The organism is Neorhizobium sp. P1_A6 (genome assembly GCF_056406795.1).
On the sequence record NZ_JBFTZM010000009.1, the window covers coordinates 166,358 to 190,662 of the forward strand.

The window sequence follows — 24,305 nt, forward strand, 5'->3', positions numbered from 1 at the left end:
CGATGCGTTTATTGTCCAACCGCCGTTTCGACGGCGTTGCCGACCGAATTGCCGAAGCGGTCGACCTGGTCCTTGTAGTTCCGGCGGGTGGTCGGATCGAAGATGGCGATCGGCGTGCTGACGGCTACGCTGGCGGCGCTGCCCACGGTCTGAGCCGTCCCGAGGGCCACGGCGCCGAGCGTCTCGCCGAGCCCGACGTCCGAGTCGGTCACCGTCTGCCCGGCAATCAGTCGGTTGCCGATCAGCTTCACCACCTCCGGGCTTTCGGCGAATTTTCCGTGGTTCAGCCGGTCGCCGGTCTTGAGCGCCGTGAGGTCGAGAACCACGATGCCGGCCTTCTCGAATTCGCTGCGATAAGGCTCGACGGTCGGATCCACCTGGCCGAGCCGGTCGATATTGCCGGAAATCCGTCGCGACAGGCTGAGCGCCCGATCGTCGCGGGAAACGAACAGCGTGAAATGCGGCCGCTTTTCGCCGATTTCGGCAAGCTGCTGGCCGAACACGTCGACATCGAGATCCGGGGAGGCAAGGATGACGTTCTGGATCTTCGGCGCCACCCGGCCGTCGCGAATTGCCATCTGGCGGAGTGCCTCGACGGTCAGCCACGATCCCATCGAATGGGCCATGACGGTGATCTCGCCGACGCCAGGCTCCTTCGCCAGCCGTCGCAGCATCTCCTCTAGCGCATCGCGGGAATAGTTGGTGCTTTCCTTGTCGTAATTATAGGCAAAGATGCTGCCGCGTGACGGCCAGGTGAACAGGACCGGAGCCACATCCGCATTGGAGTCGTGGACGATCTGGGCGAAGCGATAAACTGCGTCCTCGTAGCGGTTGTTGAACCCGTGCACGAAGACGAACACCCGACGGCTCTTGCCCAGGTGACCCTTGAGCCAGGATTGAGCCGCCGAGGTGGCAAGCGGCGTCACGGAAACCGTCGCGAACTCCTTGGCCGGATTGGCGGGCAGCTTCGATGGCCACTGCACCTGCCCGACTTCGCGAGCCTTGTCGGGCGGGATGGAAACGGCAATCTCGGTGACGACAGGTTCCTTGCCGCGCTCGCCGGAAAACAGCACGCCGGGCGTCTCGGTCGGGCGCCGCGTAGTTGCCACCAGCACGTCGACCTTCGAGGTCCCAGCTGCCTGCGTCTGGGTTGGAATGAGCACGCCTTCGGGGCGCCCCGCGCAGCCCGCAAGAACGCTCAGCACCGTGAGAACGGCAATCACATGAAACGAAAATCCGGCGCGGCTTTCCAAGCGAACTCCAACATGCTTTGCCCAGCCCCCGCGGAAAGGGCTAATCAAGGACTGCCGCATCGTCCACCGCTAACGGAAGGATTCCGGCTTTACGGCACACGCTTGGTCGTCATCTGTCGCAGCGTTGCAACGGTAGGTTAGCCGCGCAGCTCCCGCCGCAGGATCTTGCCGACATTGGATTTCGGCAGCTCGGAGCGGAATTCGATGAAACGCGGGCGTTTGTAGCCGGTCAGGTTGGTCACGCAATGGGCCTTGACGTCCGCCTCCGTCAGGTTCGGGTCCTTCTTGACCACGAAGAGCTTCACCGCCTCGCCGGAATGTTCGTCCGGGACGCCGATCGCTGCGCATTCCAGCACGCCTGGATGGGTCGCCACGACTTCCTCGACCTCGTTCGGATAGACGTTGAAGCCGGAGACGAGGATCATGTCCTTCTTGCGGTCGACGATTTTGGTATAGCCCTGGCGGTCCATGTAGCCCATGTCGCCGGTCCGGAAATACCCGTCTGTCGTCATGGCCTTGGCGGTTTCATCCGGGCGGTTCCAGTAACCGGCCATCACCTGCGGGCCGCGGATGCAGATCTCGCCGACATCGCCGAGTTCCACTTCGGACCCGTCGTCGTTACGGATCGAGATTTCCGTGGACGAGATGGGAAGTCCGATCATGCCGCTGAATTCAGTGGCGTCGAGCCGGTTGGCGGTGGCGACCGGCGAGGTTTCCGACAGGCCGTAACCCTCGGTGATCTGGCAATGGGTCATCTTCATCCAGCGTTCGGCGACCGGCCGCTGCACCGACATGCCGCCGCCGAAGGCAAGGATCATCGACGAGAAATCCAGCTTCTGGAAGTCCGGATTGTTCATCAGCGCATTGAACAGCGTGTTGAGCCCGGGGAAGACGTGGATCTTGTACTTCTGCAGTTCCTTGACGAAGGCCGGAATGTCGCGCGGGTTGGCGATCAGGATATTGTGGCTGCCGGTCGCAACCCCCATCAGCGAATTCACCGTCAGCGCAAAGATATGATAGAGCGGCAGGGCGCAGATGAACTGGATCTGCTCCGGGCGTGGCTTATTGAGGAAGGCAGTTTCCAGCCAGAGGRCCATCTGCTCCTTGTTGGCGAGCAGGTTGGCATGCGTGAGGATGGCGCCCTTGGAAACGCCGGTCGTGCCGCCGGTATATTGCAGGAAGGCGATATCGCGAGGCGAGACCTCGACCGCATTCATCGTCTGCCGGGTGCCTTCGGAAATCACCTGCTTAAAGCTTCGGGCCGATGGCAGCGACCATTCCGGCACCAGTTTCTTCACCTTGCGCACGACCAGATTGACGATATGGCCCTTCAAGCCGAGCATGTCGCCCATCGTGGCGACGACGACGTGCTTGATCTCCGTCTGCGGCAAGGCCTGCTGTACGGTGTGGGCAAAGTTTTCGAGTACGAAGATCGCCTTGGCACCAGCATCCTTGAGCTGATAGGCCAGTTCGCGCGGCGTATAGAGCGGATTGACGTTGACGACGACCATGCCGACGCGAAGGATGCCGTAGACGATCACCGGGTTCTGGAGAATGTTCGGCAGCATCACCGCCACGCGGTCGCCCTTGACCAGGCCCTGGGCCTGCAGCCAGGCGCCGACCTTGCGGCTTTCCGCTTCGAGCGCTCGGTAGGTGAGCGCCTTGCCCATGCTCGAAAAGGCGGGGCGGTCGGCGTAGCGCGCGCAGCTTTCCTCGAACAGTGATCCGAGGGATTGATGCTGCAGCGGCGGGATTTCGGCCGGCACGGTCGGCGGATAGGAGGCAAGCCAGATCTTGGGCGGATTGGCACCGGTACGTGCGGTGACTTCGTTCATGCTGGACCTCCTCTATCGTTTTTCTTGTTATCCCGCGCTTTCCCGGCGCGTGCGGGCCAGGTCCTCCACCTTCCCGCGAACAACAGCTTATGCCATGCCACGGTAGCATCAAGCCATAGGCACAGATTTAAACAGCTATCTAACTTTGACGTAAACGTCAGATAGGCGTGGGCGAGCGTATTTGGACGACAGCGGAACATCCGAAAGGCTACGGCGTTTTCCCAACCTAACAAAATGCATGAGGAATCACAAAGGAGGTGCGCAAATGTTGCATCAAGAACCCCGTGCCGGACAGGACCCCTATGTCAAGGACAGCCCATCGCTGATCGCCAGCGACAAGGTCGAAGGGACAAAGGTTTATGGCGCCGACGGCAGGCATATCGGCTCCATCGTTCGCGTGCTTCTCGAAAAGCGCGGCGGCCGCGTCGGATATGCGGTCTTGAGCTTCGGCGGCTTTCTCGGCATCGGTGACGACTATTACCCGCTGCCTTGGGAAAAGCTTCGTTATGACGAACAACTCGATGGCTACCGCATCGACTTGACCAAGGACCAGATCACCGGCGCCCCGCGCTACCGCGACCTGGACGACGATACCTGGTTCAACGACAAGGGCCGGACGATCTACGACTATTATGGCGTTCCGCCCTACTGGATGTAAGCGTTCCGCCGACGGAACTCCGGAGGCTCCGTATTGCGGGGCCTCTTTTCGTTTATTTAATCCTCCTGATGCAAGGTCCTCGCCACAAGGGGACGGCGATGACGGGAAAGACGGAAGCGGGCATGGTCCGCGATCTCGAGCGCGGTGATATCGAAGCGGTAGCGCAGCTTTTCCAGGAGACGTTTCGCAAGTCGAAAGCGCCGTCGCCCTCATTGATCGCCTATCTGGAAGAAGCCTTTTTCGATCACCCCTGGGCTGAGCCCGACATCCGGTCAAAGGTGTTTGCGGAGGCTGATGGAAGGGTCTCCGGTTTCATCGGCGTCTTTCCGTCGCGGCTGGAGCTCGATGGCCGGCCGCTTCGCGCAGCCCTTGCCGGCTCGATGATGGTTCGGAACCCGAAGGAAAATCCACTCGCCGGTGCGCGGCTGCTGCGCTCCTTCCTCACCGGCCCGCAGGATATCTCGCTGACAGAGACCGCCAATGCCACGGCGCTCGGCATGTGGCAGAAGGCCGGCCATCCGCTCGATCCCGGCTATAGCATGAACTGGCTGCGCATCCTCCGTCCGGCTTCCGCAGCGGTCGAAGTCCTCGCCAGGCGGTTGCGGCCCGCAACCCTTTTACGTCCCCTCGGTCGGATTGCCGATCGCGGCGCAGCTTTGACCCACATGACACCTCTTCGTCCGGCCGATCGCGGCGCCTCCAGGATCACCTTCCGGGATGTCACCCGCGAAGAATTCGGAACATCACTTCTGACGCTTGCCCTGAACTATCCCCTTCGCCCGCGCTGGGATGATCGTTCGTTGGGCTGGTTTCTGAGGCAGGCGGAGGACAAGCGGAATTTCGGTTATCCCGAGTGGCGCGTCGGCTTTGCTCCCGACGGCCGGCCGGTTGCAGCTTACGTCTATTTTGCTGGTCCTGGCGAAATCGGCTGGCTTCTACAGGCGCTGTCGGCCCCGAATGCGACCCCGGACCTCGTGGACGACCTGTTCGCGCACGCCTACGAGATAGGATGCTCCGGCATACGCGGCGGCGGGCATCCATGGCTGATCCCGACGCTGATGAGCCGCAAGGCGATTTTCTACGGCCGCTCGTTCTTTGTCGCGCAGGCGCGCGACAAGAGCCTGCTGGAGCCGATCAGGTCCGGCCAGGCGCTGATCAGCGGCCTTGCCGGAGAAAGCTGGACGCGCCTGATCGGCGACCGGTTCGACTGAGGCTTCTCAGCCGAGCCCACTTAACCGAGCATAGTCACCGGTTCGGCATGCAGATATTCCGCCACCTTCCGCTTTGAGGCGATATTGCGCCAGACAGCATCGACTTCATCAGGCGTCAGCCCGGCGGCGTCGCCGACCTCTTCCCGCGTTATCCCGTTGTCGAGCCCGTAGAGGCAGAGATCCATCCGGTCATAGGGCAGCGAGAAATAATATTCGTCCTGGCCCTGCGGCAGCGACCATGTGTCCGTCGTCGGCGGGCGCCGGCGAATGTCCGCCGGTACGCCGAGCGCTTCGGCAAGCTGATAGACCTGGCTCTTGTAGAGATGCGCGATCGGCTTGAAATCCGCGGCGCCATCGCCGTTCTTCACGAAGAAGCCCTGATCGTATTCGAGCCGGTTTGGCGTGCCGGCGACGGCAAAGTTCAACCGGTCGGCATGATAATATTCGATCTGCTTGCGGGTGCGCTGTTTCATATTGGCAGCCGCGATCATGCCGAGATAGACTTCGAGCGGCATGCGATGGCGGCTCTGTTCGCCGGCCGGATTGGCGACCACTAGCCAGGAAATATTGTACCCGCGGCCGGTCAGCGCATTTTCCAGCACGACCTTGCAGCCCCAGCCTTCGGAAAATTCCGGGACGATCTGGCGGATGAAGCCGTCGCGGCGGGTATAGCAGCCGGCCGCGGCAAGCGCCGGACCGATATCTTCGAGAACCGTTTCGACTCCGACCGCTTCTGCCAGCGCCTTGCCGAGCTTCAAGCTGTCCGGATCGGAATCGTGCTCCGGCATGAAGATGCCCGTCACCTTGCCCGCACCGAGCGCGCGGGCGCAGAGGGCCGCGGTGACGCTGGAATCGATGCCGCCGGACAAGCCGAGCACCGCGCCGCGCTTGCGCAGATCCTTCAGCACCGTCTCGCGCAGCCAGCCGCAGATGCGCTCGATCTCGGCCTCCGCGTCGAGCTTCAGCGTCTCGGCCCAGAATTTCCCCGCCTTCTGGGCCTGCTTCAGGCTCTGGATCATGCGACATTCCCCCGTGTGACTGTGTTTGTTTCATCCGCGCCGAGCCGGATCTTGCCGGTCGTCGTGCGCGGCAGCGCGTCGCGGAACTCGACGCTTTTCGGCACCATGTAATCTTCGAGCAGCTGAGCGCAGTGGCGGATGATTTCCCGTTCGGTCAGCGTCACGCCGTCCTCCACCGCCACATAGGCGCGCACGACCTGGCCGAAGATCGGGTCGTCGATGCCGCCAACCGCCGCTTCCTTGATGCCGGGCAGCGCATAGAGCGCGCGCTCGACCTCCTGCGGGCTGACCTTTTCTCCGCGTGTCTTGATGATGTCGTCGCGCCGGCTGACGAAATAGAGAAAGCCGTCCGCATCCGCCTGGAAGAGATCTCCGGTGTGCAGCCGCCTGCCGCCAGCAACCGGCGAAAGTGCCCTTACCGAGGTCAGGTCGTTGCCCCAGTAACCGGACATCACATGCGGCCCCTCGACGACAAGTTCACCGATCGTGCCCGGAGGAGCGGGACGTCCGTCCTCGTCGATCACGAAAGCGCTGGTGCCGGGAATGGCGCGGCCGACCGAAAGCGGCCGGCGGGAAACCTCTTCAGGCGGCAGGTAAGTGGCACGCAGACATTCCGTCTGGCCGTACATCAGGAAAAGCCGGATATCCGGGAAAAGCTGCTGCAACCGCTCGGCAAGGGCCGGCGGCATGGCCGCGGCGGCGCTGGTGACGGTGCGCAGATGCGGCAGAAAGCCGGGCTCCAGATCCTTCATGCCGGTAATCAGAGCGGCCATCGGCGGCACGAGCGGGAAACCCGTCGCCTTCACCTCCGCCAGCCGTTCGAGGATCTTCCGCGGAAAGGCGAAGCTCTTTTCGAGAACCAGCGTACCCCCGGCCATAACCATCGTCACCACCTGTGTGATGCCGTAGCCGAAGGACAGCGGCAGGACGCTGAGCACGATGTCCTCGGACGTATTGCCGAGATAGGCAACGATCGCTTCGCAGGCGGCACCGACATTGGCATGGGTCAGCATCACGCCCTTCGGCTGGCCGGTGGAGCCCGAGGTGTGAAGCAGCAGCGCCAGCGCTTCGATGTTTTCGAATCTCTCGAGTGGTACCGAAACCTCGTCGCGGACCAGATCTTCGAACCGTAATCCACGACCGAGATCGTCGCCGACATCCGCCTGGGTAACGATCGTCAGCGGCTGCATGTTCGCCATGGCGATGGCCGCATCCACCGTCGCCCGCTGACGGGCATGGGTGATGACCGCGGAAGCCTCGGTGCTGTTTAGAATGACAGAGAGCTTTTCCGCCTTGATCGACGGATAAAGCGGGCAGGGCACGGCGCCCGCCTTCCAGAGGCCAAAGAAGCTGACCACCGCCTCATGGCTGTTGTCCAGCACCATCAGCACCCGGTCACCGGGCTTGATGCCGCCGCTGGCAAGGCTTGCGGCGAGGCGATCGGACGACGCATCGAGTTCTGCGTAGGTCAGCCGGACGTCGCCCGCGATGAGCGCGAGCTTCGTTCCGAAACGTCTGGCACTATCGCCGAGCCTGGCCTCTATGCGCACCGGCGCAGCCTCAGGCCGCTGCCAGCTTGATCGACAGGTAGCTCGTCATGTTGTCGATACTGTCGAGGTTTTCCGGAACGATTTCATCGTCGGCGACGGTGATGCCGTAGGTCTGTTCCAGGAAGGCGATCAGCTCGAGCACGCCGGTGGAATCGATCACGCCGCTTTCGAGTAGCGACTGGTTGTTGGAAACCTGCGCGTCGGCCCGGAAAAGAAAATTTTCCGCGATGAACTCGCGCACGCTATTTTCGATTGCTTCCGCCATCGACGGCCCTCTCCACAAATGGTTTTTGCCGCGCGAATGCGGGCGCGGTCGATTGAAAAGGCATCTTCCAGACTATCCCTGAACGTTTTGCTAATTTGTAAAACGCTTTTGTCCACAAGCTTAACCGCATCCAAATGCCGCCCTCGACGTTGATGCATCCATGAAGATCGCGACCTTCAATGTGAACGGCGTCAACGGTCGCCTCGGCCTGCTCCTCGAATGGCTTGAGGAGGCGGCGCCGGACGTGGTCTGCCTGCAGGAGTTGAAGGCGCCGCAGGAGAAGTTTCCGGCAAAGGCGATCGAGAAGGCGGGTTACGGCGCAGCCTGGCACGGCCAGAAAAGCTGGAACGGCGTCGCCATCCTTGCCCGCGACGCCGATCCGATCGAGACGCGCCGCGGCCTGCCGGGCGATCCGGAGGACCTTCACAGCCGCTATATCGAAGCCGCGGTGCAGGGCGTGCTGATCGCCTGCCTCTATGCTCCGAACGGCAATCCCGCCCCAGGGCCAAAGTTCGCCTATAAGCTTGCCTGGTACGAGCGGTTTTTGGCGCATGCTCAGGCGCTGCTGGAGACAGGTGCACCCATCGTCCTTGCCGGCGACTATAACGTCATGCCGACCGATCTCGATGTCTACAAACCGGAACGCTGGCGGGATGACGCGCTGTTCCGGCCGGAGGTACGAGAGGCGTTTTCCCGGCTGCAGGAACAAGGCTGGACCGACGCGATCCGCAAGCTGCACCCGGGCGAGCGCATCTATACGTTCTGGGATTATTTCAGGAACGCCTGGGGCCGAGATGCCGGCCTGCGGCTCGACCACCTGTTGCTCAGCCCCTCGATAGCGGACCGGTTGCAGGCAGCCGGCGTCGACCGCCACATCCGCGGCCGCGATCATGCGAGCGACCACGCGCCGGCCTGGATCGAACTCGGCGACTAGGTAAGATCTTCCTGGCCCATTCCGACCGGCGGCAATGCTCCCGAAGCTTCTCGGCTCAGAGCGCGTTGGACGGCGAGCCCTTCTCAAAATTCTCGACATGGGTGATGACCTGTGCCCAGAGCGTCTGCATCGCCTCGTCGCTCGCCCAGGCCACATGCGGGGTGAGGATGAAGTTCGGCCGTTCCAGGATCGTCAGCAGCGGATTGTCCGGTGCCGGCGGTTCCTTGGTCAGCACGTCGAAACCGGCGCCGCCGATCAGGCCCTCGTCCAGCGCGGTCACCAGATCGGCCTCGTTCACCAGCCCGCCGCGGGCGGTATTGATGATCAGCGGATGCCGTTTCATCTTTCGGAATTCGGGCAGGCTGATGAGGTTGCGGGTCGCCGGCGTCAGCGGCATGTGGAAGGTGATGATATCAGACGTTTCCAGCACCTCGTCGAAAGCCGTGTAGCCGGGCTCGACCTTTTCCGCATCTTTCCGGGCCGCGAAAATGACCTTCATGCCGAACGCCTCGGCGATCTTCGCCACCGACCTGCCGAGCGTGCCGCGGCCAAAAATGCCGAGCGTCGAACCGGCCAGATCCTTGATCGGGTGGTTGAAGAAGCAGAACTGGTTGGCGCGCTGCCATTCGCCGGCGATCACGTCCTGGCGGAAACCGACGATCGAGCGGCGGAGCGCGAAGATCAGGCCGAACGTATGCTCCGGCACGGTGTTGACCGCATAACCGCGCACGTTGGAGACGGTGATGCCGCGCTCCTTGGCAAAGGCGAGGTCGATCACGTCATAGCCGGTCGCGGCGACCGCGATCATCTTCAGCTTCGGGGCATTTGCGATCGATTGCTCGCGCACCGGCGCCTTGTTGGTGATGACAATATCGGCATCCGCGATACGGGAAGCCACATCCTCCGGCGCCGTCTTGCCATACTCTACCCATTCATGAGCGAACGCGGGCCGGGTGATCGTCACCGAAGGGCCGATCGTGTCGCGGTCCAGAAACACGACCTTCATCGCGAAAATTCCTGCATGATTTGAAACTCCTCCCAATCGAACCATGGCGGCCGAAGCGCTGGCCGCAATGGATTTCTCGTATATCATCCCGCCCGCCGACCGGAAGGCAAAAGTGCGGAGAATGGCATGGGTGAAGTGTTGACGCTCGATTGCGTCGTCATCGGCGGCGGCGTGGTGGGGCTGGCGGTGGCCCGCGAACTGGCAATCGCCGGCCGCGAGGTCGTGCTCCTGGAAGCCGAGCCGATGACCGGCAGCATCACCTCTTCCCGCAACAGCGAAGTCATCCACGCCGGGCTCTATTATCCGACCGGCAGCCTCAAGGCCGAACTTTGCGTCGCCGGGAAGGAAAAGCTCTACGCCTACTGCCGCGACCGGCATATTCCGCACAAGCGATGCGGCAAGCTGGTCGTCGCCTCGAACGAAGCCGAAGTCGCCTATCTCGAAAAACTGTTGAAGCAGGCACAAGCCAATGGCGTCGACGATTGCCGGCTGATCGACGGCACCGAACTTGCCCGCCTCGAACCGCAGATCACGGGCTTTGCCGCACTCGTCTCCCCCTCGACCGGCATCATCGACAGCCACCGCCTGATGGAAGCCTATATCGCCGACATCGAAGCGCATGGCGGCAGTATCGTGCTGAACTCGCCCGTCCTGGGCCGCGAGTTTCTGGCCGGTGCCGTGCGGCTTTCGGTCGGCGGCCGCGATCCCGTGGAGATCGCGGCGAAACTGGTGGTGAATTCGGCCGGCTTAAGCGCCTGGGCGATCTCCGAAGGCATGATCGGCCTCGACAGGAGAACGATCCCCGAGCGCCACTATGCAAAAGGCTGTTACTTCTCGCTGACCGCCCGCGCGCCGGCGGAACGGCTGATCTACCCAGTGCCGGAGACCGGCGGGCTCGGCGTCCACCTGACCCTCGATCTCGCCGGCCAGGCGCGGTTCGGCCCGGATGTCGAATGGGTCGAGGCGATCGACTACGACGTCGATCCCCGCCGCGCCGACAAGTTCTATGCAGCGATCCGCCGCTACTGGCCAAATCTTCCGGACGGCGCCCTGCAGCCGGCCTACGCGGGCATGCGGCCGAAGGTAGTCGGTCCGAACGGGGGAGGGGCCGGCGACTTCATCATTCAGGGGCCTGAAACCACCGGCCATCCGGCCTATGCCGCGCTTTACGGCATCGAAAGCCCTGGCCTTACCGCCTCCATGGCAATCGCCGAAAGGGTTAAGAGCTTGAGCTTGGGTTGAGGTAGAAGTCCGAAGGCCCCCTCATCCGCCTGCCGGCACCTTCTCCCCAAGGGGAGAAGAGATATGTCGCGCCGTCTCTCGACTTCTTTGCCTCAGTTGTTTGGGTGCGCAGGCGCCGCCGCTCATCCTCTCCCCTTGGGGAGAGGTCCGCCGAGCAAAGCGGAGGCGGGGTGAGGGGGACACTTGCTCGGCTTCACCAATGAGAGGTTCTCAAAACGCCGCGCGCCTGTCGTGTTTGGCGAGACGGGTGAGCAGATAGTCAACTTCCGCCTTGGCGGTCGCGGAGAGCATCTGTGCCGGTTTGCGCTGCGCATCCGAGGTGATGACGCCGCGCCGCTTCAGCACGTGTTTGCGGATCGCCAGACCGATGCCGGCCTGCTGCTCGTAGCGGATCAATGGCAGATGCGCATCGAACAGGTCATGCGCCTCCTCGCGTTTGCCGGCCGCGAAGAGATTGACCAGTTCCGTCAGCATGTCGGGGAAACCGTAGCCGGTCATTGCGCCGTCGGCACCCCGTTCCGGTTCGAAATCGAGGAACATGCCACCATTGCCGCAAAGGATCGAGAAGGCGCGCAGTTCGCCTGCCTTCTGCATGGCGCGCAGCTTCGACACCTTTTCCAGCCCCGGCCAGTCTTCGTGCTTCAGCATCAGGCAGGACGGGTGGTTGGTAATGATCCTGGCGATCACGCCCGGCGACATGACGACGGTCAGCGTCAGCGGATAATCCTGCAGCACCCACGGCACGTCGTCGCCGACCGCTTCGACGGCGCCGGCGAAATAGTTGACGATCTGGTCGTCGGTGCGCAGCGCAGGCGTCGGGGCGATCATCACGCCGGCAGCGCCCATGTCCATCGCATCGCGCGCCAGCGACCGCATCCCTGCAAAGCCCGGCGCCGAGACGCCGACGATGATCGGCACTTTGGCGCGTGAGACGACACGTTTGATGATGGCCCGGCTTTCGTCCGGCTCCATCTTCGGCGCCTCGCCCATGATCCCGAGAATGGTGATGCCGGTGCAACCGCTCTCTTCATAAAAATCCGTCAGCCGATCGATCGAGGCAAAATCGATCGATCCGTCTTCGAAGAACGGCGTGGTGGCGATGGCGTAGACGCCTTTGGTCTCGATCCCGAAAGTCATTATTGGGCGTCCTTCCAGGCCTGGTAGCGGGCTTTCGTTTCTGCATTCATCGGATAGAGGCCGGGCAGCGGCACGCCGCGGTCCACCTCGGTCATGATCCAGCCTTCCATGCGCTCCTGTTCCGGCGCCTCGGCGACAACCGCGTCGAGCAGCTTGGCGGGGATCAGCACCGCGCCGTCATCATCCACGACGACGATATCATCCGGGAAAACGGCGACGCCTCCGCAGGAGATCGGCTCCTGCCAGCCAACGAAGGTGAGGCCGGCGACGGAGGGTGGAGCGGCGATGCCGTCGCACCAGACCTTCATGCCGCTGCCGAGCACGCCTTCGGCATCACGCATCACGCCGTCGGTGACAAGCCCTGCCACGCCGCGCTTCGCCATCCGCGAGCAGAGAATATCGCCGAAAATGCCGGCATCGGTGACGCCGAGCGCGTCAGCCACCGCAACGCAGCCTTCCGGCATCGCCTCGATCGCCGCGCGGGTGGAGATCGGCGAAGCCCAGCTTTCCGGCGTCGCCAGATCCTCGCGGGCGGGCACGAAACGCAGCGTGAAAGCCGGCCCCACGACGCGGCCCTGGCCCGGCTTCAGCGGCTTGGTGCCGCGCATCCAGACATTGCGCAGGCCCTTCTTCAAAAGCACCGTGGTCAGCGTGGCGGTGGAGACGCCCTTCAGCGTCTCGATGATCTTGGGGTCCAGCGGCATGAATTCTCCTTGGGATTCTTGAATGACGCCTTCGCAGACGGCGGGCGATATTCGGTCGCGACTTCTCGTTCGTCAAGGAACTAACGCCTCCGTCGTCATTGACACGACCGCCGTCTGTCGAGGTATAACGTCTTTCAACACTGACACATGGGAGGATGAGACAGTGCTTTTTCCAACGACACTCGTCGGCAGTTATCCGCAGCCGGAATGGCTGATCGACCGCGCCAAGCTCGCGGGCCGTTTCCCGCCCCGCGTCCGCGCCAAGGAACTCTGGCGCATCCCCCAGGAATACCTCGCCGAAGCACAGAACGACGCGACGATCATGGCGATCAAGGCGCAGGAGGAAGCCGGTCTCGACATCATCACCGACGGCGAAATCCGCCGCGAGAGCTATTCGAACCGCTTTGCGACCGCGCTCGAAGGCGTCGATCTCGACAATCCGGGTTCGGCGCTCGATCGTTCCGGCCATCCGAACCCCGTGCCGCGCATTACCGGCAAGATCCGCCGCAAGCACGCGGTCGAGGCCGAGGACGTGAAATTTCTGCGCAGCCACACGGACCGCAAGATCAAGATCACCGTGCCCGGCCCCTTCACCATGTCGCAACAGGCGCAGAACGATTTCTACAAGTCGGAAGAGGAAGCCGCCTACGACTATGCCGACGCGGTGAACGCCGAGATCCGCGATCTCTTCGCAGCCGGCGCCGACGTGGTGCAGATCGATGAACCCTACATGCAGGCCCGGCCGCAGAAGGCGGAACAGTATGGTCTCGCGGCGCTCAACCGCGCGCTCGACGGCGTCCAGGGCACGACCGCCGTGCATATCTGCTTCGGTTATGCCGCGATCATCCACGAACGGCCGACCGGCTATTCGTTCCTCAACCAGCTTTCCGGCTGCTCCTGCCATCAGGTGTCGCTCGAAACCGCGCAGTCGAACCTCGACTGCTCGACGCTGACCGGCCTTTCCGGCAAGACGCTGATGCTCGGCGTCATCGACCTGTCGGACATGAACATCGAGACTCCGGAAACGGTCGCCGACCGCATCCGCCGGGCTCTGCCTTACGTCGAGGCGAAGAACATCATCGTCGCGCCCGATTGCGGCATGAAATACCTGCCCCGGGAGGTCGCCTTCGGCAAGATGAAGGCGATGGTCGAGGGCGCCAAGATCATGCGCCGGGAACTCGGAGAGACTGCCTGATCTTCCAGTTGAGTGCGTGGATAACAGGGGCGATTGCCACGGCAATCGCCCTTTTTGTTTTGCGGTCTTGGCGTCCGAGCACACGCGATATCGGAGATATGTATCCTAAATATGTAAACCTTGACCATTGCTGGCTTATAATCCATCCTATTGTATCCCAAATAAAATCGATGTATACATTGCGCCAGAGGATTTTCGGCTGGCGGTTGGGCGATCTGCCCCACACAGGTTGGTCCGATAGGAAGATCATGACGACCCTTGTTCTCATACCCGGGCTTGTATCGGACGCCATCGTCTGGGCGCCCTTGGCCGAAGCGGCGTCTGGCGTCATGCCGGTTCATCACGCCGATCTCTCCAACGGCACGTCGATCGCCGGTATGGCTCGAACGTTTCTCGACGAGACGGACGGCGATATCGTTGCTGTCGGCCACTCGATGGGCGGGCGCGTCGCCCTGGAGATGGCTCGCATGGCGCCGGATCGGGTTCGCGGTCTTGTGCTGGCCAATACGGGGCATCATCCAAAGCGCGAAGGCGAGGAAATCAAGCGGCAGCAGATGATCGATCTCGGCAACCGCAGCATCGAGGACCTGGCGCAGCAATGGCTGCCGCCGATGCTCGACCCGGCCCGGGTGGGTGACAAGGACCTGATCGGACGCCTCCACGCCATGGTTCTTAGGGCAGGCTCGCAGGTTCATGAGCGCCAAATCCGCGCCCTTATCGGCCGCCCGGACGCCAGCGCCTATATCGCCGATCTTCGTTGTCCCATCCTGCTTGTCGCCGCTCGCCAGGACGGCTGGAGCCCGATCGCCCAGCACCAGGAAATCGCCGACGCAGCGCCGGATACAGAGCTCGTCATCATCGAAAATGCCGGGCATTTCGCTCCCGTCGAACGCCCCGTGGAAACCACCGCCGCCATCACCGAATGGCTGGCGCGCAGATTTGGAGAATCCCAATGAGTGAAGCAGCAGCTACGATACCGGATACCCCGCTCTTCGACCGGGCAGGCTCGATCCGCGGTTACCGGATCAACAAGATGGCGATGGCGCTTGGCCAGCCGGCCAACCGCGCAGCCTTCAAGGCTGATGAAGAGGCCTATCTCGACAGTTTTGGCCTGAGCGCCCACGAAAAGTCGGCGGTCATGGCCCGCGACTGGCACGAGATGGTGCGCCTCGGCGGCAATCTCTTCTTCATCCTGAAGATTTCCGCGGTCGATCCGACCCCGATCACCAGGATCGGTGCGGCGCAGGCCAGCATGGAACACGAAGACTTCCTGCATCTGAGACTGGGAAAAAAGCGCAATGGCTAAGATCATCGGTGGGCTCGGGACAAGCCACGTTCCCTCGATTGGTGCGGCACTCGACAAGGGGCTGCGTGACGCGCCGGACTGGAAGCCGTTCTTCGACGGTTACGAAGTCGGCAAGCAGTGGATGCGGGACGCCAAGCCGGATATCGCCGTCGTCGTCTTCAACGATCACGGCAATACCTTCTTCCTCGACCGCGTGCCGACCTTCGCTGTCGGCGTCGCCGAAACCTACGATCCCGTCGATGAAGGCTGGGGTCCGCGCGCCATTCCGGCATTCGAAGGAGCGGTCGATTTCTCCTGGCATTTCGTCGACAAGCTGGTCGAGCGCCATTTCGACCCAATGGTCTGCCGCGAGATCGAGGTGGATCACGGCCTGCAGGTGCCGATGGAACTGTTCTTCGGCCGGCCGGAAGCCTGGCCGGTGAAGGTCCTGCCGATCTGGGTCAACACCATCCAGTATCCGATCCCCACCCCGCAACGCTGCTGGGAAATGGGCAAAGTTCTGCGTGAAGCGATCGAAAGCTGGCCGGGCGACGAGCGCGTCGTCATCCTCGGCACCGGTGGCCTGTCGCATCAGCTGCAGGGCGCCCGTGCCGGCTTCATCAACCAGGCGGCCGATCGCGCCTGGCTGGACGGTATCGCCAGCAATCCGGAACCCTATCGCGCCATGAGCCGCGAAGACTATGTGGAACAATTCGGTTCCGAAGGCGCCGAGCTGATCATGTGGCTCGTCATGCGTGCCGCGATGAACAGCGACGTCAATCTCATCCACAAGCACTACCACGCCCCGGCGTCGATGACCGGCGCCGGCATGGTCGTGCTGGAAAATGCGGCCTGATCGATGTTTTTCCTGATGCGCTGCCTGCACCATGAAGGCCAGGATGCCGCCCGCGATACCCATCGCCCGTCGCATCGGGCCTGGGTCCAGTCGGGTGGAGAGGGCCTTGCCGCTGTCCTGATCGGCTCGGCGCTTGTCGACGAAGGCGGTTCGTCGCTCGGCAATTTCGGCGTCCTGGAGGCCGCGAGCCTCGAAGAGGCGCAGGCTTTTGCGCAAGGCGATCCCTTCAATCGCGCCGGGATCGTTTCGGCGATCGAGCTGACGCAACTGCCGGACACGTTCCAGGCGGCCCGGATCAGCGACCCGATGACCCCGCGAAAGAACGGCTGATCGCATTTAGGCCAATAAAAAAGCCCGCCATCCGGTCAGGATGGCGGGCTTTTCGTCATGTCGTTCAGTCCCCGATCGTCTCGTGGGCATCCGCCTTGCCCTCGGCCCAATATCCGGCGGCCTTGATCCAGGTGAGCGGATATCCGCGCTTTTCGACCAGATAGGCTCGAACCGCACGGGCAACCGAGGCCTCGGCGGCGACCCAGATGAAGGTCTCGGGCTCAAGCGCGATCGTATCGAGTACGGAGATCAGCCCGGAGGCGTCCGTGGCGCGGGAAAGGGGGCGGTGGACCCAAAGTGTCTTGAGCGACGCCTGCGTCTCGAAGACCTGTTCCTCTTCAGGCCCGGTGACCAGCCCAATACTGGTGATCACGGCGTCTTCGCCGGCCTCTTCGATGCGGCGGCCCATGGCCGGAAGCGCTGTCTCGTCGCCGATCAGCAGCCAGCGTTTCACGCCCGAGATGACGGCCGACCCACGCGGACCGCCGATCGACAACGTGCTGCCCGGTCCGGCATCCAGCGCCCATCGCGTGGCAGGACCGGCATCGTGGACGGCGAAATCGAGCACCAGGGACTTGGCCCCCTGATCGTAGCGACGAGGCGTATAATCGCGGCGCTCCGGTTCACCGGCAGCTGTCGGCAGAAATATCTTGACGTGGTCGTCCGGCGCAGCGCTGACGAAATCCGAAAGATCCTCGCCGCCGAGGGTAATGCGCAGCATCTGTGGCGTGATGCGCTCGACGGTTTCGACCGTCAGCACACGACGCTTGAGTTCGTGACGAATGCGCTCGATCTTGGGGGCGGAGGAAATCTGGTCTTGGGTCGTAAGGTCGTTCATCTAAGTCCTTTCACGGGATTTCGATATCGACCTGCCGGACACAGCCGCGCAGACCGAAACCGGCAATGCCCGATCGATCAGCGCGTTGAGTGACGTTAACGCTTACGTGCGAAGCCTTGCGGCACTCGCAGTGTGAACTTTAGGTAGGCTGGCAAAGCCCGGACGGCAAGGGTTGCCGAGTGTCAATTCCGGTAATTTTGCCAGCCGGGAACTGCAAACAGCCGTCGTCAAGGTGATCGTCTTCGCAGCGATGGCCTCGACATCCACCTTCCCTGCACCAGATACCTCCGATCGTTCAGCCTTTGTGAAGGACTGGCGGCCAATGTGCTGCGATCCCTGGGCGATTCGCCCGACAGTATGGAGATGGCATGACGCTGCTGCAATTCCCCGCCGATCGGCGCACCGCTGACGTAAAACGCTGCGCTGAGGCGCTTCTGCGGCTTCACGGCGAACAGGCGAACCGTTTCTGGCGATCGGAAATGGCCGGTTTTGCGGCAGCTCTCAAAGCTCAAGGCGTGGCAGACGAGAAAATCTCCCGCCAGGCCGGCCTGTTCATGCACGCCGTCCAGATCCAGCTCCAGAGCGATTGCCTCGGCGACGAAACCAGCCTTGTGGCAGGTTAAACCCGCGCCGGCCTTTGCGCGGAGATGTCGGCGACGCAGGCGCTATGGAACAATTGGAGATAAGTGGTGCCGCTTGCAGGACTCGAACCTGCGACCCCATCATTACGAATGATGTGCTCTACCACCTGAGCTAAAGCGGCACGGGCAGCGACCGGGTTTGCCGGGGCTGCGAGTGATGCGGCTGATACAGGCAATGACCTGCGATTTCAAGCCGGGTTTTAGGCTTCTCGACGATTTTCCTGAAATGACGGTTATTATCCAGCCCTTAGTTTAAACTGTAAGACGCTCGCGCGCCGCCCGGTATTCGTTTTCCAGCCGATCTACGAGTTCCGCGACCGGGACCACCGCCTTGACCGCGCCGACACCCTGGCCTGCCCCCCAGATCTCCTTCCAGGCCTTCGGCCCGCTGACCGCCTGGTCGAAATCCATCTTGGACGGATCGGCGACCGGAAGGGCATCCGGGTCCATGCCGGTGGCGGTGATCGAACCCTTGAGGTAGTTGCCGTGGATGCCGGTGAAATAGTTGGAATAGACGACGTCGGCGGCATTCGAGTCGACGATCATCCGCTTGTAGCCCTCGACGGCGCGCGCCTCCTTGGTGGCGATGAAGGGCGAGCCGATATAGGCCATGTCGGCGCCCATGGCCTGGGCGGCAAGGATGCCGCCGCCGGTAGCGATCGCGCCGGCGAGCAGCAACGGTCCGTCGAACCATTCCCGGATTTCCTGCACCAGTGCGAAAGGCGACAGCGTGCCGGCATGCCCGCCGGCGCCAGCAGCAACGGCAATCAGCCCGTCGGCGCCCTTGCGGATCGCCGAATTGGCGTGGCGGTTGTTGATGATGTCGTGCAGCACGATGCCGCCATAGGAATGCACGGCGGCATTGACCTCCGGCACGGCGCCGAGCGAGGAGATCACGATCGGCACCTTGTATTTCACGCACATCATCAGGTCGTGCTCCAGGCGCTTGTTGGAGGTATGGACGATCTGGTTGACGGCAAAGGGAGCGGCAGGCCTGTCGGGATTGGCGGCGTTATGGGTGGCGAGGTCCTCGGTGATCATGGCCAGCCACTCGTCGAGCTGGCTTTCCGGCCGCGCATTGAGCGCCGGGAAGGCGCCGACGACGCCGGCCTTGCATTGCGCCAGCGTCAGTTCCGGGTGGGAAATGATGAACAGCGGCGACGCGATCACGGGCAGGCGAAGCCTGTCCTTGAGGACTGCTGGAAGCATGGATCAAAAACCTCCCGATTGACCTTTACGCAAACGTAAATCCGTCTACCAGATCGCGGAGGCCCCGAAAAGCCGGTGGAAAGATTTTCGAAGCAGATCGCCGGGAGGCCCGGCAAAGGCACCCGACATATCCTGTCCTTATTTTTGGCCATGGTGCAGTCGAATGCGGTGCTTGCAGTTCGGCGGCGGAGAGGTTACCGAAACGTAAACTCCCGCGCAGTGGGTAAGAGTATGAAGAAGGACCGGCAGTGAGCGGTTTGGAAACGGCCATCAGGAACGCACTGGATCGCTCGAACCGGGCGGACCGGGAGATCAGGGCGCGTATTTATCAGTCGGCGCGTCAGGCGCTGGACGCCGGCCTTCGCAAGCAGGGCGTTACCGACCGGCTGATCATCATGCAGCAGCATGAACTTCTGGAGCGGAAGATCCACGAGATCGAAATGGGTGAAGTCGAGCGCCTGGCCGAACCGGTGCCAGGCCCCGCCGTTGAACTCGAACCGGAACTGCCATATGCCGCAGAACCGATGGCAGTGGAGTCTCCGGTCATGGAGGCCCGCCCGCGGCCGGAAGCACAGCAACGGTCGGCGCCGCCGTCCGTCGCGCCGCCTGTCGATACCGTTTCTGGTGAGACGCGCGCGCCAGCTGCCGCGGCCATGTCTCCCGGCGATCTCGGCGGCGTCAGCCCCGCGCGCGGCGAGCGGATCGAAGCCGAGCCATTCGAACCGGCACCTCAGGCGAAAGCGGCAAAGCCGGGCAGGACGAACAGGAACGCCCGCCCGCCATCCGATAGCGGACTGGACGTCCCCCCGGAGCGGGCCGCCAAACCGCGAAAGCGTCGCGGTTTCCTGTCGCATCTCCTGACCTGGGTCATCACCCTCGGCGTGGTTGGCGGCGCCTGCTGGTGGTTCTATCAATCCGGCCTTGTGCAATCGATCATCGAGGAAGCCACGAAGTCGGCGGACCGCTCGGTCGCCGGCCAGGGATCGGGAGGCCCAGTCGCCTTCGATCCGCGCCGCGGCTTCTCGGATGAATGGGTGGAAATCTTCGTGCCCTCCAAGGCGGCGGAAATGAAAGCCGGCGGCCAGGCGAAAATCGAGACGGTCGCCGCCTCGGAAGGGCAGGCCGTCCGCATCGCATCGGCAACGTCAGGCGAGGGCGGCGATGTCTCTGTCGAAGTACCACCGGAAGTGCTGCGCGAAATGGCCGGGAAGAGCTCGACGGTGGCGCTGACCCTGCAGTCGGGACAGAACAGTTCCGCGCAGCTGTCGGTCCGCTGCGATTTCGGAAGCCTCGGCAGCTGCAGTCGCCATCGCTTTACGGCAACGCAGGAGAAGCTGGAGGCCCTCTTCCGGGTAACCTTCGAGCGGTCGCTCGCGCCCAACCGGCCCGGTCGCCTGATCTTCAACAGCGGCATCGACGGCGCGGACCGGGCGGTGCTGCTCTATTCGGTGCGCATCCTGCCCGGTCAATGAGGTCTATTTCAGGAATTTCGGGCCGAAACCGAAGATCTTGTCGTCGATCTCGCCGACAGCGTCCTTGTCCTTGCCCTCATAGTCGAGCGATAGCAGGATGTGGCGGATGACGTTGAGGCGGGCGCGGCGCTTGTCGTTGGCCCGCACGACGGCCCATGGCGTCTCCTTGTTGTGGGTTTTTTCGAGCATCGCGTCGCGCTTCTCGGTATAGGCGTCCCACTTGTTGAATGCGGCGATATCCATCGGCGACAGTTTCCAGATCTTGAGCGGATCGTGGCGCCGGTCATGAAAACGCTTGAGCTGCATCTCGCGGCCGATATCCAGCCAGAATTTGAAGAAGATGATGCCTTCGTCGGAAATCGTGTCTTCGAAGCGCGGCACCGCCTTCATGAAATCCTTGTACTGCTCCGGCGTGCAGAAGCCCATCACCGGCTCGACGCCGGCCCGGTTATACCAGGAGCGGTCGAAGAGCACGATCTCCCCTGAGGTCGGGAAATGCGAGATGTAGCGCTGGAAATACCACTGGCCGGCCTCGGTCTCCGTCGGTTTGTTGAGCGCCACCACGCGGGCCGAACGCGGATTGAGATAGGCATTGATCGAAAAGATCGTGCCGCCCTTGCCGGCCGCATCGCGGCCCTCGAACAGCGCCATCATCCGCTTGCCGGTCGCCTTCAGCCAGAACTGCACCTTGACGAGCTCGACCTGCAGCTTTTCAAGCTGCTTTGCGTATTTGTCCTTGTCCAGCTTATCGTCATGGGGATATCCGCCGGAACCAAGAGCACGTTCCTCGATCCAGGCCGGTAACACCGGGTCATCGATATCGAACCGCTTGAGCTTGCCGTTGATGTCGATATCGACTGCCCGGCTTTCGGTCTCATCCGCCATGATAATGCTCCCTCCGATCGATCCGCCGCATGGGGGCGGTAGCCGATATGTAACGCAAGTTGGAAATTCCGCTACAGTCCGGATAGCGTCATTTTTGCGATGCGCACTCGGAAGCGATGTATATCTGTCATGCAGGGGATATATGAGCGCGTGTTCAACCTGTGAAAGCTGCGAGTCTGTCTGTGGGGTCGGTACTGGAGAAATGGCGTCGGGGTCTGGGCACGCTTGCTGCGAGGGCTCGGCAGGAGCGACCGCTGTTGCTGCTTCTGACCCTTCTGGCAACGATCGCGTTCCTGGTCGGAATGGATTGGGTGGGCGTGCTCGTCGGCTGGCTGCTGCTGGTGCTGGTCGTTGTCGGGCGCAAGCCCGTCGTCCTTCCGCCGCCGGTCCCGGAGATCGTCGAGGAAGAGCAGCCAGATTTCCAGCCGCTACCTCAGGTGGCCGCAACGCTCAGTGCGCTCGATATTCCGGCTTTCGTGCTGGGCGAGGATATAACCGTCCTCTACCAGAACAAGGCGGCCGAGAAGGCCTTTGGCACCCTTTCCCCCGGATCGCATCTTTCGGCCCGGCTGCGGTCGCCCGGCATTCTCGACATGGTGCGCGAAACCATTGCCACCGACGAGCCGAACCAGATCGAGCATTCCGAGCGGCTGCCCTCCGAGCGTGTCTATACCCTGCGCATCGCACCCATCGATCTCGGTCAGCCGATGCAGCAAAGCTCGGAAGCCGTGGTGCAGAAGCTCTATCTCCTCTCCTTCCGGGACATTTCGGAGTTGCGCCGCATCGACCGGATGCGCTCCGATTTCGTGGCCAACGCCAGCCATGAACTGCGCACCCCGCTTGCCTCGCTGCGAGGATTCATCGAGACCCTGCAGGGCCCGGCGCGCTCCGATCCGGCCGCGCACGAGCGGTTCCTCGCCATCATGTTCGACCAGGCGACGCGCATGAGCCGCCTTGTCGACGATCTCATGTCGCTGTCTCGCCTGGAGCTCAAATCCCATATCGCTCCGGACCAGACGATCGACCTGAAGCCGCTGATCGGTCATGTGCGGGATGCGCTCGTACCACTCGCCGACGATCTCGGGGTAGAGATCCGCACGCACCTGCCGGAAGGCAAGGTGGAGGTTCTGGGTGATCGCGACGAACTGGTCCAGGTTTTCGAAAACCTGATCGAGAACGCCTGCAAATACGGCCAGGAAGGCAAGTTCGTGGATGTTTACCTGCGCAACGGCGCCTCCGATCCGGTGGAAGTGAGCGTTGTCGACCGGGGGCCGGGCATTCCGGCCGAGCACGTTCCGCGGCTTACCGAGCGCTTCTACCGGGTCAGCGTGGCCGACAGCCGTTCCAAGAAAGGCACGGGCCTAGGTCTTGCAATCGTCAAGCACATCCTGACCCGCCACAGAGCACGTCTGATCGTGAAGTCGGAAGTCGGCAAGGGAAGCGAGTTCACCGTCAGATTCTGACATAAAGGGCTCTCTCTGCAAAGCTGTGCATTGCATTTCCGTCTAAATATCAAATACTTGATATGTCACAAATGTTTCACCGAACTGACATAAAAGAGAGGTGCTACAGCGGCTAAGACAAGCGGGCCGAGCGTTGGCGAGAGCGAGAGCCAGCGCCGTCCGCATTCACACAAGCCCATGACGGGAGATTCCTCATGAACATCCTTAAACTCTCTGCAGCTGCCTTGGTGGCCTCCGTTGCGTTTGCCGGCGCCGCCGCTGCACGCGACCAGGTCCAGGTTGCCGGGTCCTCCACCGTTCTTCCCTATGCGAAGATCGTCGCCGAATCCTTCGGTGAAGCCTTCCCGAAGTTCAAGACCCCGATCGTCGAGTCGGGCGGCACCGGCGCCGGCCTCAAGGAATTCTGCAAGGGCGTTGGCGAAGCCACGATCGACGTTGCAAACGCTTCTCGCCCGATCAACAAGTCTGAAGCCGAAGCCTGCAAGGCAGCCGGCGTCACCGACATCCAGGAGATCCGCATCGGTTACGACGGTATCGTTTTCGCGACCGCCAGCAGCAACGGCGACATGAAACTCGAGCCGAAGGACCTCTACAAGGCTCTCGCCGCTCAGGTCGTTGTTGACGGCAAACTCGTCGCCAACCCCTACAAGAACTGGTCGGACATCAATCCGACGCTTCCGAAGGGTCCGATCGCCGCCTACATCCCGGGCGAAAAGCACGGCACCCGCGAAGTTTTCGAACTGAACGTTCTGGCCGCAGGCTGCAAGGATGCCGGCGCAACCGACGTCATCGCCAAGGAAATCGCTGACAAGGCTGCCCAGGCCAAAGCCTGCGTTGCTGTTCGCAAGGACGGCGTTGCCGTGGACATCGACGGCGACTACACCGAGACCCTCGCTCGTATCGCTGCCAACAAGACCGGCGTCGGCGTATTCGGCCTCGCTTTCTACGAAAACAATGCCGACAAGCTGAAGGTCGCCACCATGCGCGGCATCAAGCCGACCTCGGCCACCATCGCCGACGGTACCTACCCGGTTTCCCGTCCGCTGTTCTTCTACGTGAAGAAGGCTCACCTGGGCGTCGTTCCGGGCCTCAAGGAATACGTCGAGTTCTTCCTTTCCGACGACATGATCGGCCCTGACTCGCCGCTCATCGAGTACGGCCTGGTTGCTGCTCCTGACGCACAGCGCGAACAGGGCCGCAAGGACTTTGCCGCTGGCAAGACCATGTAATCCAAAGACCGGCGCCGCTTTTGGCGGCGCCGTTTTCTCTTCCGATCGATGGCCTTTGCATCGGCGGAATCGTCGGTTTTGTGGCGAT

Annotated in this window: 24 protein-coding genes and 1 tRNA gene; 13 read left to right on the forward strand and 12 right to left on the reverse strand. The window is 62.4% G+C overall.

The window, feature by feature from the left end; genetic code table 11:
- Nucleotides 1–8: 8 nt before the first annotated feature.
- Complete coding sequence (locus tag AC1D3C_RS19180; RefSeq protein ID WP_477483980.1) at nt 9–1,253, reverse strand: alpha/beta hydrolase; 1,245 nt, start codon at nt 1,251–1,253, stop codon at nt 9–11.
- A gap of 137 nt (nt 1,254–1,390) precedes the next feature.
- Nucleotides 1,391–3,088 carry a long-chain-fatty-acid--CoA ligase gene (locus AC1D3C_RS19185; protein WP_477483981.1) on the reverse strand — a complete coding sequence of 566 codons (1,698 nt, stop codon included), beginning with the start codon at nt 3,086–3,088 and terminating at the stop codon, nt 1,391–1,393.
- Between the two features lie 265 nt (nt 3,089–3,353).
- Here AC1D3C_RS19185 and AC1D3C_RS19190 point away from each other — a divergent pair, with 265 nt between their 5' ends.
- Nucleotides 3,354–3,746 carry a PRC-barrel domain-containing protein gene (locus AC1D3C_RS19190; protein WP_477483982.1) on the forward strand — a complete coding sequence of 131 codons (393 nt, stop codon included), beginning with the start codon at nt 3,354–3,356 and terminating at the stop codon, nt 3,744–3,746.
- A gap of 98 nt (nt 3,747–3,844) precedes the next feature.
- A complete protein-coding gene (locus AC1D3C_RS19195) occupies nt 3,845–4,957 on the forward strand; it encodes a hypothetical protein (protein WP_477483983.1) in 1,113 nt (370 codons plus the stop codon).
- Between the two features lie 20 nt (nt 4,958–4,977).
- Here AC1D3C_RS19195 and nadE read toward each other — a convergent pair whose 3' ends face one another.
- From nadE to AC1D3C_RS19210, 3 genes are read right to left on the reverse strand one after another with little or no spacing between them, the layout of a single operon-like run.
- Nucleotides 4,978–5,976 carry an NAD(+) synthase gene (gene nadE / locus AC1D3C_RS19200; RefSeq protein WP_477483984.1) on the reverse strand — a complete coding sequence of 333 codons (999 nt, stop codon included), beginning with the start codon at nt 5,974–5,976 and terminating at the stop codon, nt 4,978–4,980.
- Complete coding sequence (locus tag AC1D3C_RS19205; RefSeq protein WP_477483985.1) at nt 5,973–7,526, reverse strand: class I adenylate-forming enzyme family protein; 1,554 nt, start codon at nt 7,524–7,526, stop codon at nt 5,973–5,975. Before AC1D3C_RS19205 ends, nadE begins: the two co-directional genes overlap by 4 nt.
- Before the next feature lie 10 nt (nt 7,527–7,536).
- Nucleotides 7,537–7,791 (reverse strand): acyl carrier protein, encoded by a 255-nt coding sequence (locus AC1D3C_RS19210; RefSeq protein ID WP_046610902.1) that lies wholly within the window; start codon nt 7,789–7,791, stop codon nt 7,537–7,539.
- Between the two features lie 160 nt (nt 7,792–7,951).
- On the opposite strand from AC1D3C_RS19210, the gene xth reads away from it, so the two are divergent.
- Nucleotides 7,952–8,725, forward strand: coding sequence for an exodeoxyribonuclease III (gene xth / locus AC1D3C_RS19215; protein WP_477483986.1), 774 nt, complete (start codon nt 7,952–7,954; stop codon nt 8,723–8,725).
- A gap of 55 nt (nt 8,726–8,780) precedes the next feature.
- Here xth and AC1D3C_RS19220 read toward each other — a convergent pair whose 3' ends face one another.
- Nucleotides 8,781–9,731, reverse strand: coding sequence for a D-2-hydroxyacid dehydrogenase (locus AC1D3C_RS19220; protein WP_477483987.1), 951 nt, complete (start codon nt 9,729–9,731; stop codon nt 8,781–8,783).
- Between the two features lie 126 nt (nt 9,732–9,857).
- Here AC1D3C_RS19220 and AC1D3C_RS19225 point away from each other — a divergent pair, with 126 nt between their 5' ends.
- Nucleotides 9,858–10,973, forward strand: a complete 1,116-nt coding sequence (locus tag AC1D3C_RS19225; RefSeq protein ID WP_477483988.1) for an NAD(P)/FAD-dependent oxidoreductase — start codon at nt 9,858–9,860, stop codon at nt 10,971–10,973.
- Between the two features lie 210 nt (nt 10,974–11,183).
- Here the strand turns inward: AC1D3C_RS19225 and AC1D3C_RS19230 are convergent, their stop codons facing one another.
- A complete protein-coding gene (locus AC1D3C_RS19230) occupies nt 11,184–12,110 on the reverse strand; it encodes a dihydrodipicolinate synthase family protein (protein ID WP_477483989.1) in 927 nt (308 codons plus the stop codon).
- The gene (locus tag AC1D3C_RS19235; protein WP_038583504.1) at nt 12,110–12,814 is read right to left on the reverse strand and encodes a ribonuclease activity regulator RraA; all 705 of its coding nucleotides are present in this window, start codon (nt 12,812–12,814) and stop codon (nt 12,110–12,112) included. The genes AC1D3C_RS19230 and AC1D3C_RS19235 overlap by 1 nt, the downstream gene beginning before the upstream one ends.
- A gap of 163 nt (nt 12,815–12,977) precedes the next feature.
- On the opposite strand from AC1D3C_RS19235, the gene AC1D3C_RS19240 reads away from it, so the two are divergent.
- From AC1D3C_RS19240 to AC1D3C_RS19260, 5 genes are all read left to right on the forward strand, one after another.
- The gene (locus tag AC1D3C_RS19240; RefSeq protein ID WP_477483990.1) at nt 12,978–14,009 is read left to right on the forward strand and encodes a uroporphyrinogen decarboxylase family protein; all 1,032 of its coding nucleotides are present in this window, start codon (nt 12,978–12,980) and stop codon (nt 14,007–14,009) included.
- Between the two features lie 248 nt (nt 14,010–14,257).
- Nucleotides 14,258–14,965 (forward strand): alpha/beta fold hydrolase, encoded by a 708-nt coding sequence (locus AC1D3C_RS19245; RefSeq protein WP_477483991.1) that lies wholly within the window; start codon nt 14,258–14,260, stop codon nt 14,963–14,965.
- Entirely contained in the window at nt 14,962–15,315 is a 354-nt protein-coding gene (locus AC1D3C_RS19250; protein ID WP_046628082.1) for an extradiol ring-cleavage dioxygenase, read from the forward strand. The genes AC1D3C_RS19245 and AC1D3C_RS19250 overlap by 4 nt, the downstream gene beginning before the upstream one ends.
- On the forward strand, nt 15,308–16,150 hold the full coding sequence (locus tag AC1D3C_RS19255; protein ID WP_477483992.1) for a class III extradiol dioxygenase family protein: 843 nt from the start codon (nt 15,308–15,310) through the stop codon (nt 16,148–16,150). The genes AC1D3C_RS19250 and AC1D3C_RS19255 overlap by 8 nt, the downstream gene beginning before the upstream one ends.
- A 3-nt stretch (nt 16,151–16,153) precedes the next feature.
- Nucleotides 16,154–16,480, forward strand: coding sequence for a YciI family protein (locus tag AC1D3C_RS19260; RefSeq protein WP_477483993.1), 327 nt, complete (start codon nt 16,154–16,156; stop codon nt 16,478–16,480).
- Nucleotides 16,481–16,544: 64 nt separating this feature from the next.
- Here AC1D3C_RS19260 and AC1D3C_RS19265 read toward each other — a convergent pair whose 3' ends face one another.
- A complete protein-coding gene (locus tag AC1D3C_RS19265) occupies nt 16,545–17,318 on the reverse strand; it encodes a siderophore-interacting protein (RefSeq protein WP_477483994.1) in 774 nt (257 codons plus the stop codon).
- 368 nt (nt 17,319–17,686) lie between these two features.
- Between AC1D3C_RS19265 and AC1D3C_RS19270 the strand changes: the two genes are divergently transcribed.
- Nucleotides 17,687–17,941, forward strand: coding sequence for a DUF6074 family protein (locus tag AC1D3C_RS19270; protein ID WP_477483995.1), 255 nt, complete (start codon nt 17,687–17,689; stop codon nt 17,939–17,941).
- Nucleotides 17,942–18,005: 64 nt separating this feature from the next.
- On the opposite strand, the gene AC1D3C_RS19275 is transcribed toward AC1D3C_RS19270, so the two are convergent.
- Nucleotides 18,006–18,081, reverse strand: a tRNA-Thr gene (locus tag AC1D3C_RS19275).
- A 130-nt stretch (nt 18,082–18,211) separates the two neighbouring features.
- Nucleotides 18,212–19,168, reverse strand: a complete 957-nt coding sequence (locus AC1D3C_RS19280) for an NAD(P)H-dependent flavin oxidoreductase (RefSeq protein WP_038539411.1) — start codon at nt 19,166–19,168, stop codon at nt 18,212–18,214.
- Between the two features lie 248 nt (nt 19,169–19,416).
- Here AC1D3C_RS19280 and AC1D3C_RS19285 point away from each other — a divergent pair, with 248 nt between their 5' ends.
- Complete coding sequence (locus AC1D3C_RS19285) at nt 19,417–20,640, forward strand: hypothetical protein (protein ID WP_477483996.1); 1,224 nt, start codon at nt 19,417–19,419, stop codon at nt 20,638–20,640.
- A gap of 3 nt (nt 20,641–20,643) precedes the next feature.
- Here the strand turns inward: AC1D3C_RS19285 and ppk2 are convergent, their stop codons facing one another.
- Nucleotides 20,644–21,525: a polyphosphate kinase 2 gene (gene ppk2, locus AC1D3C_RS19290; protein ID WP_038539418.1), complete on the reverse strand. Its 882-nt coding sequence runs from the start codon at nt 21,523–21,525 to the stop codon at nt 20,644–20,646.
- A 194-nt stretch (nt 21,526–21,719) separates the two neighbouring features.
- Between ppk2 and phoR the strand changes: the two genes are divergently transcribed.
- Nucleotides 21,720–22,988 carry a phosphate regulon sensor histidine kinase PhoR gene (gene phoR, locus AC1D3C_RS19295; RefSeq protein ID WP_477484032.1) on the forward strand — a complete coding sequence of 423 codons (1,269 nt, stop codon included), beginning with the start codon at nt 21,720–21,722 and terminating at the stop codon, nt 22,986–22,988.
- 194 nt (nt 22,989–23,182) lie between these two features.
- Nucleotides 23,183–24,217, forward strand: a complete 1,035-nt coding sequence (locus AC1D3C_RS19300; RefSeq protein ID WP_038539421.1) for a substrate-binding domain-containing protein — start codon at nt 23,183–23,185, stop codon at nt 24,215–24,217.
- Nucleotides 24,218–24,305 lie beyond the last annotated feature (88 nt).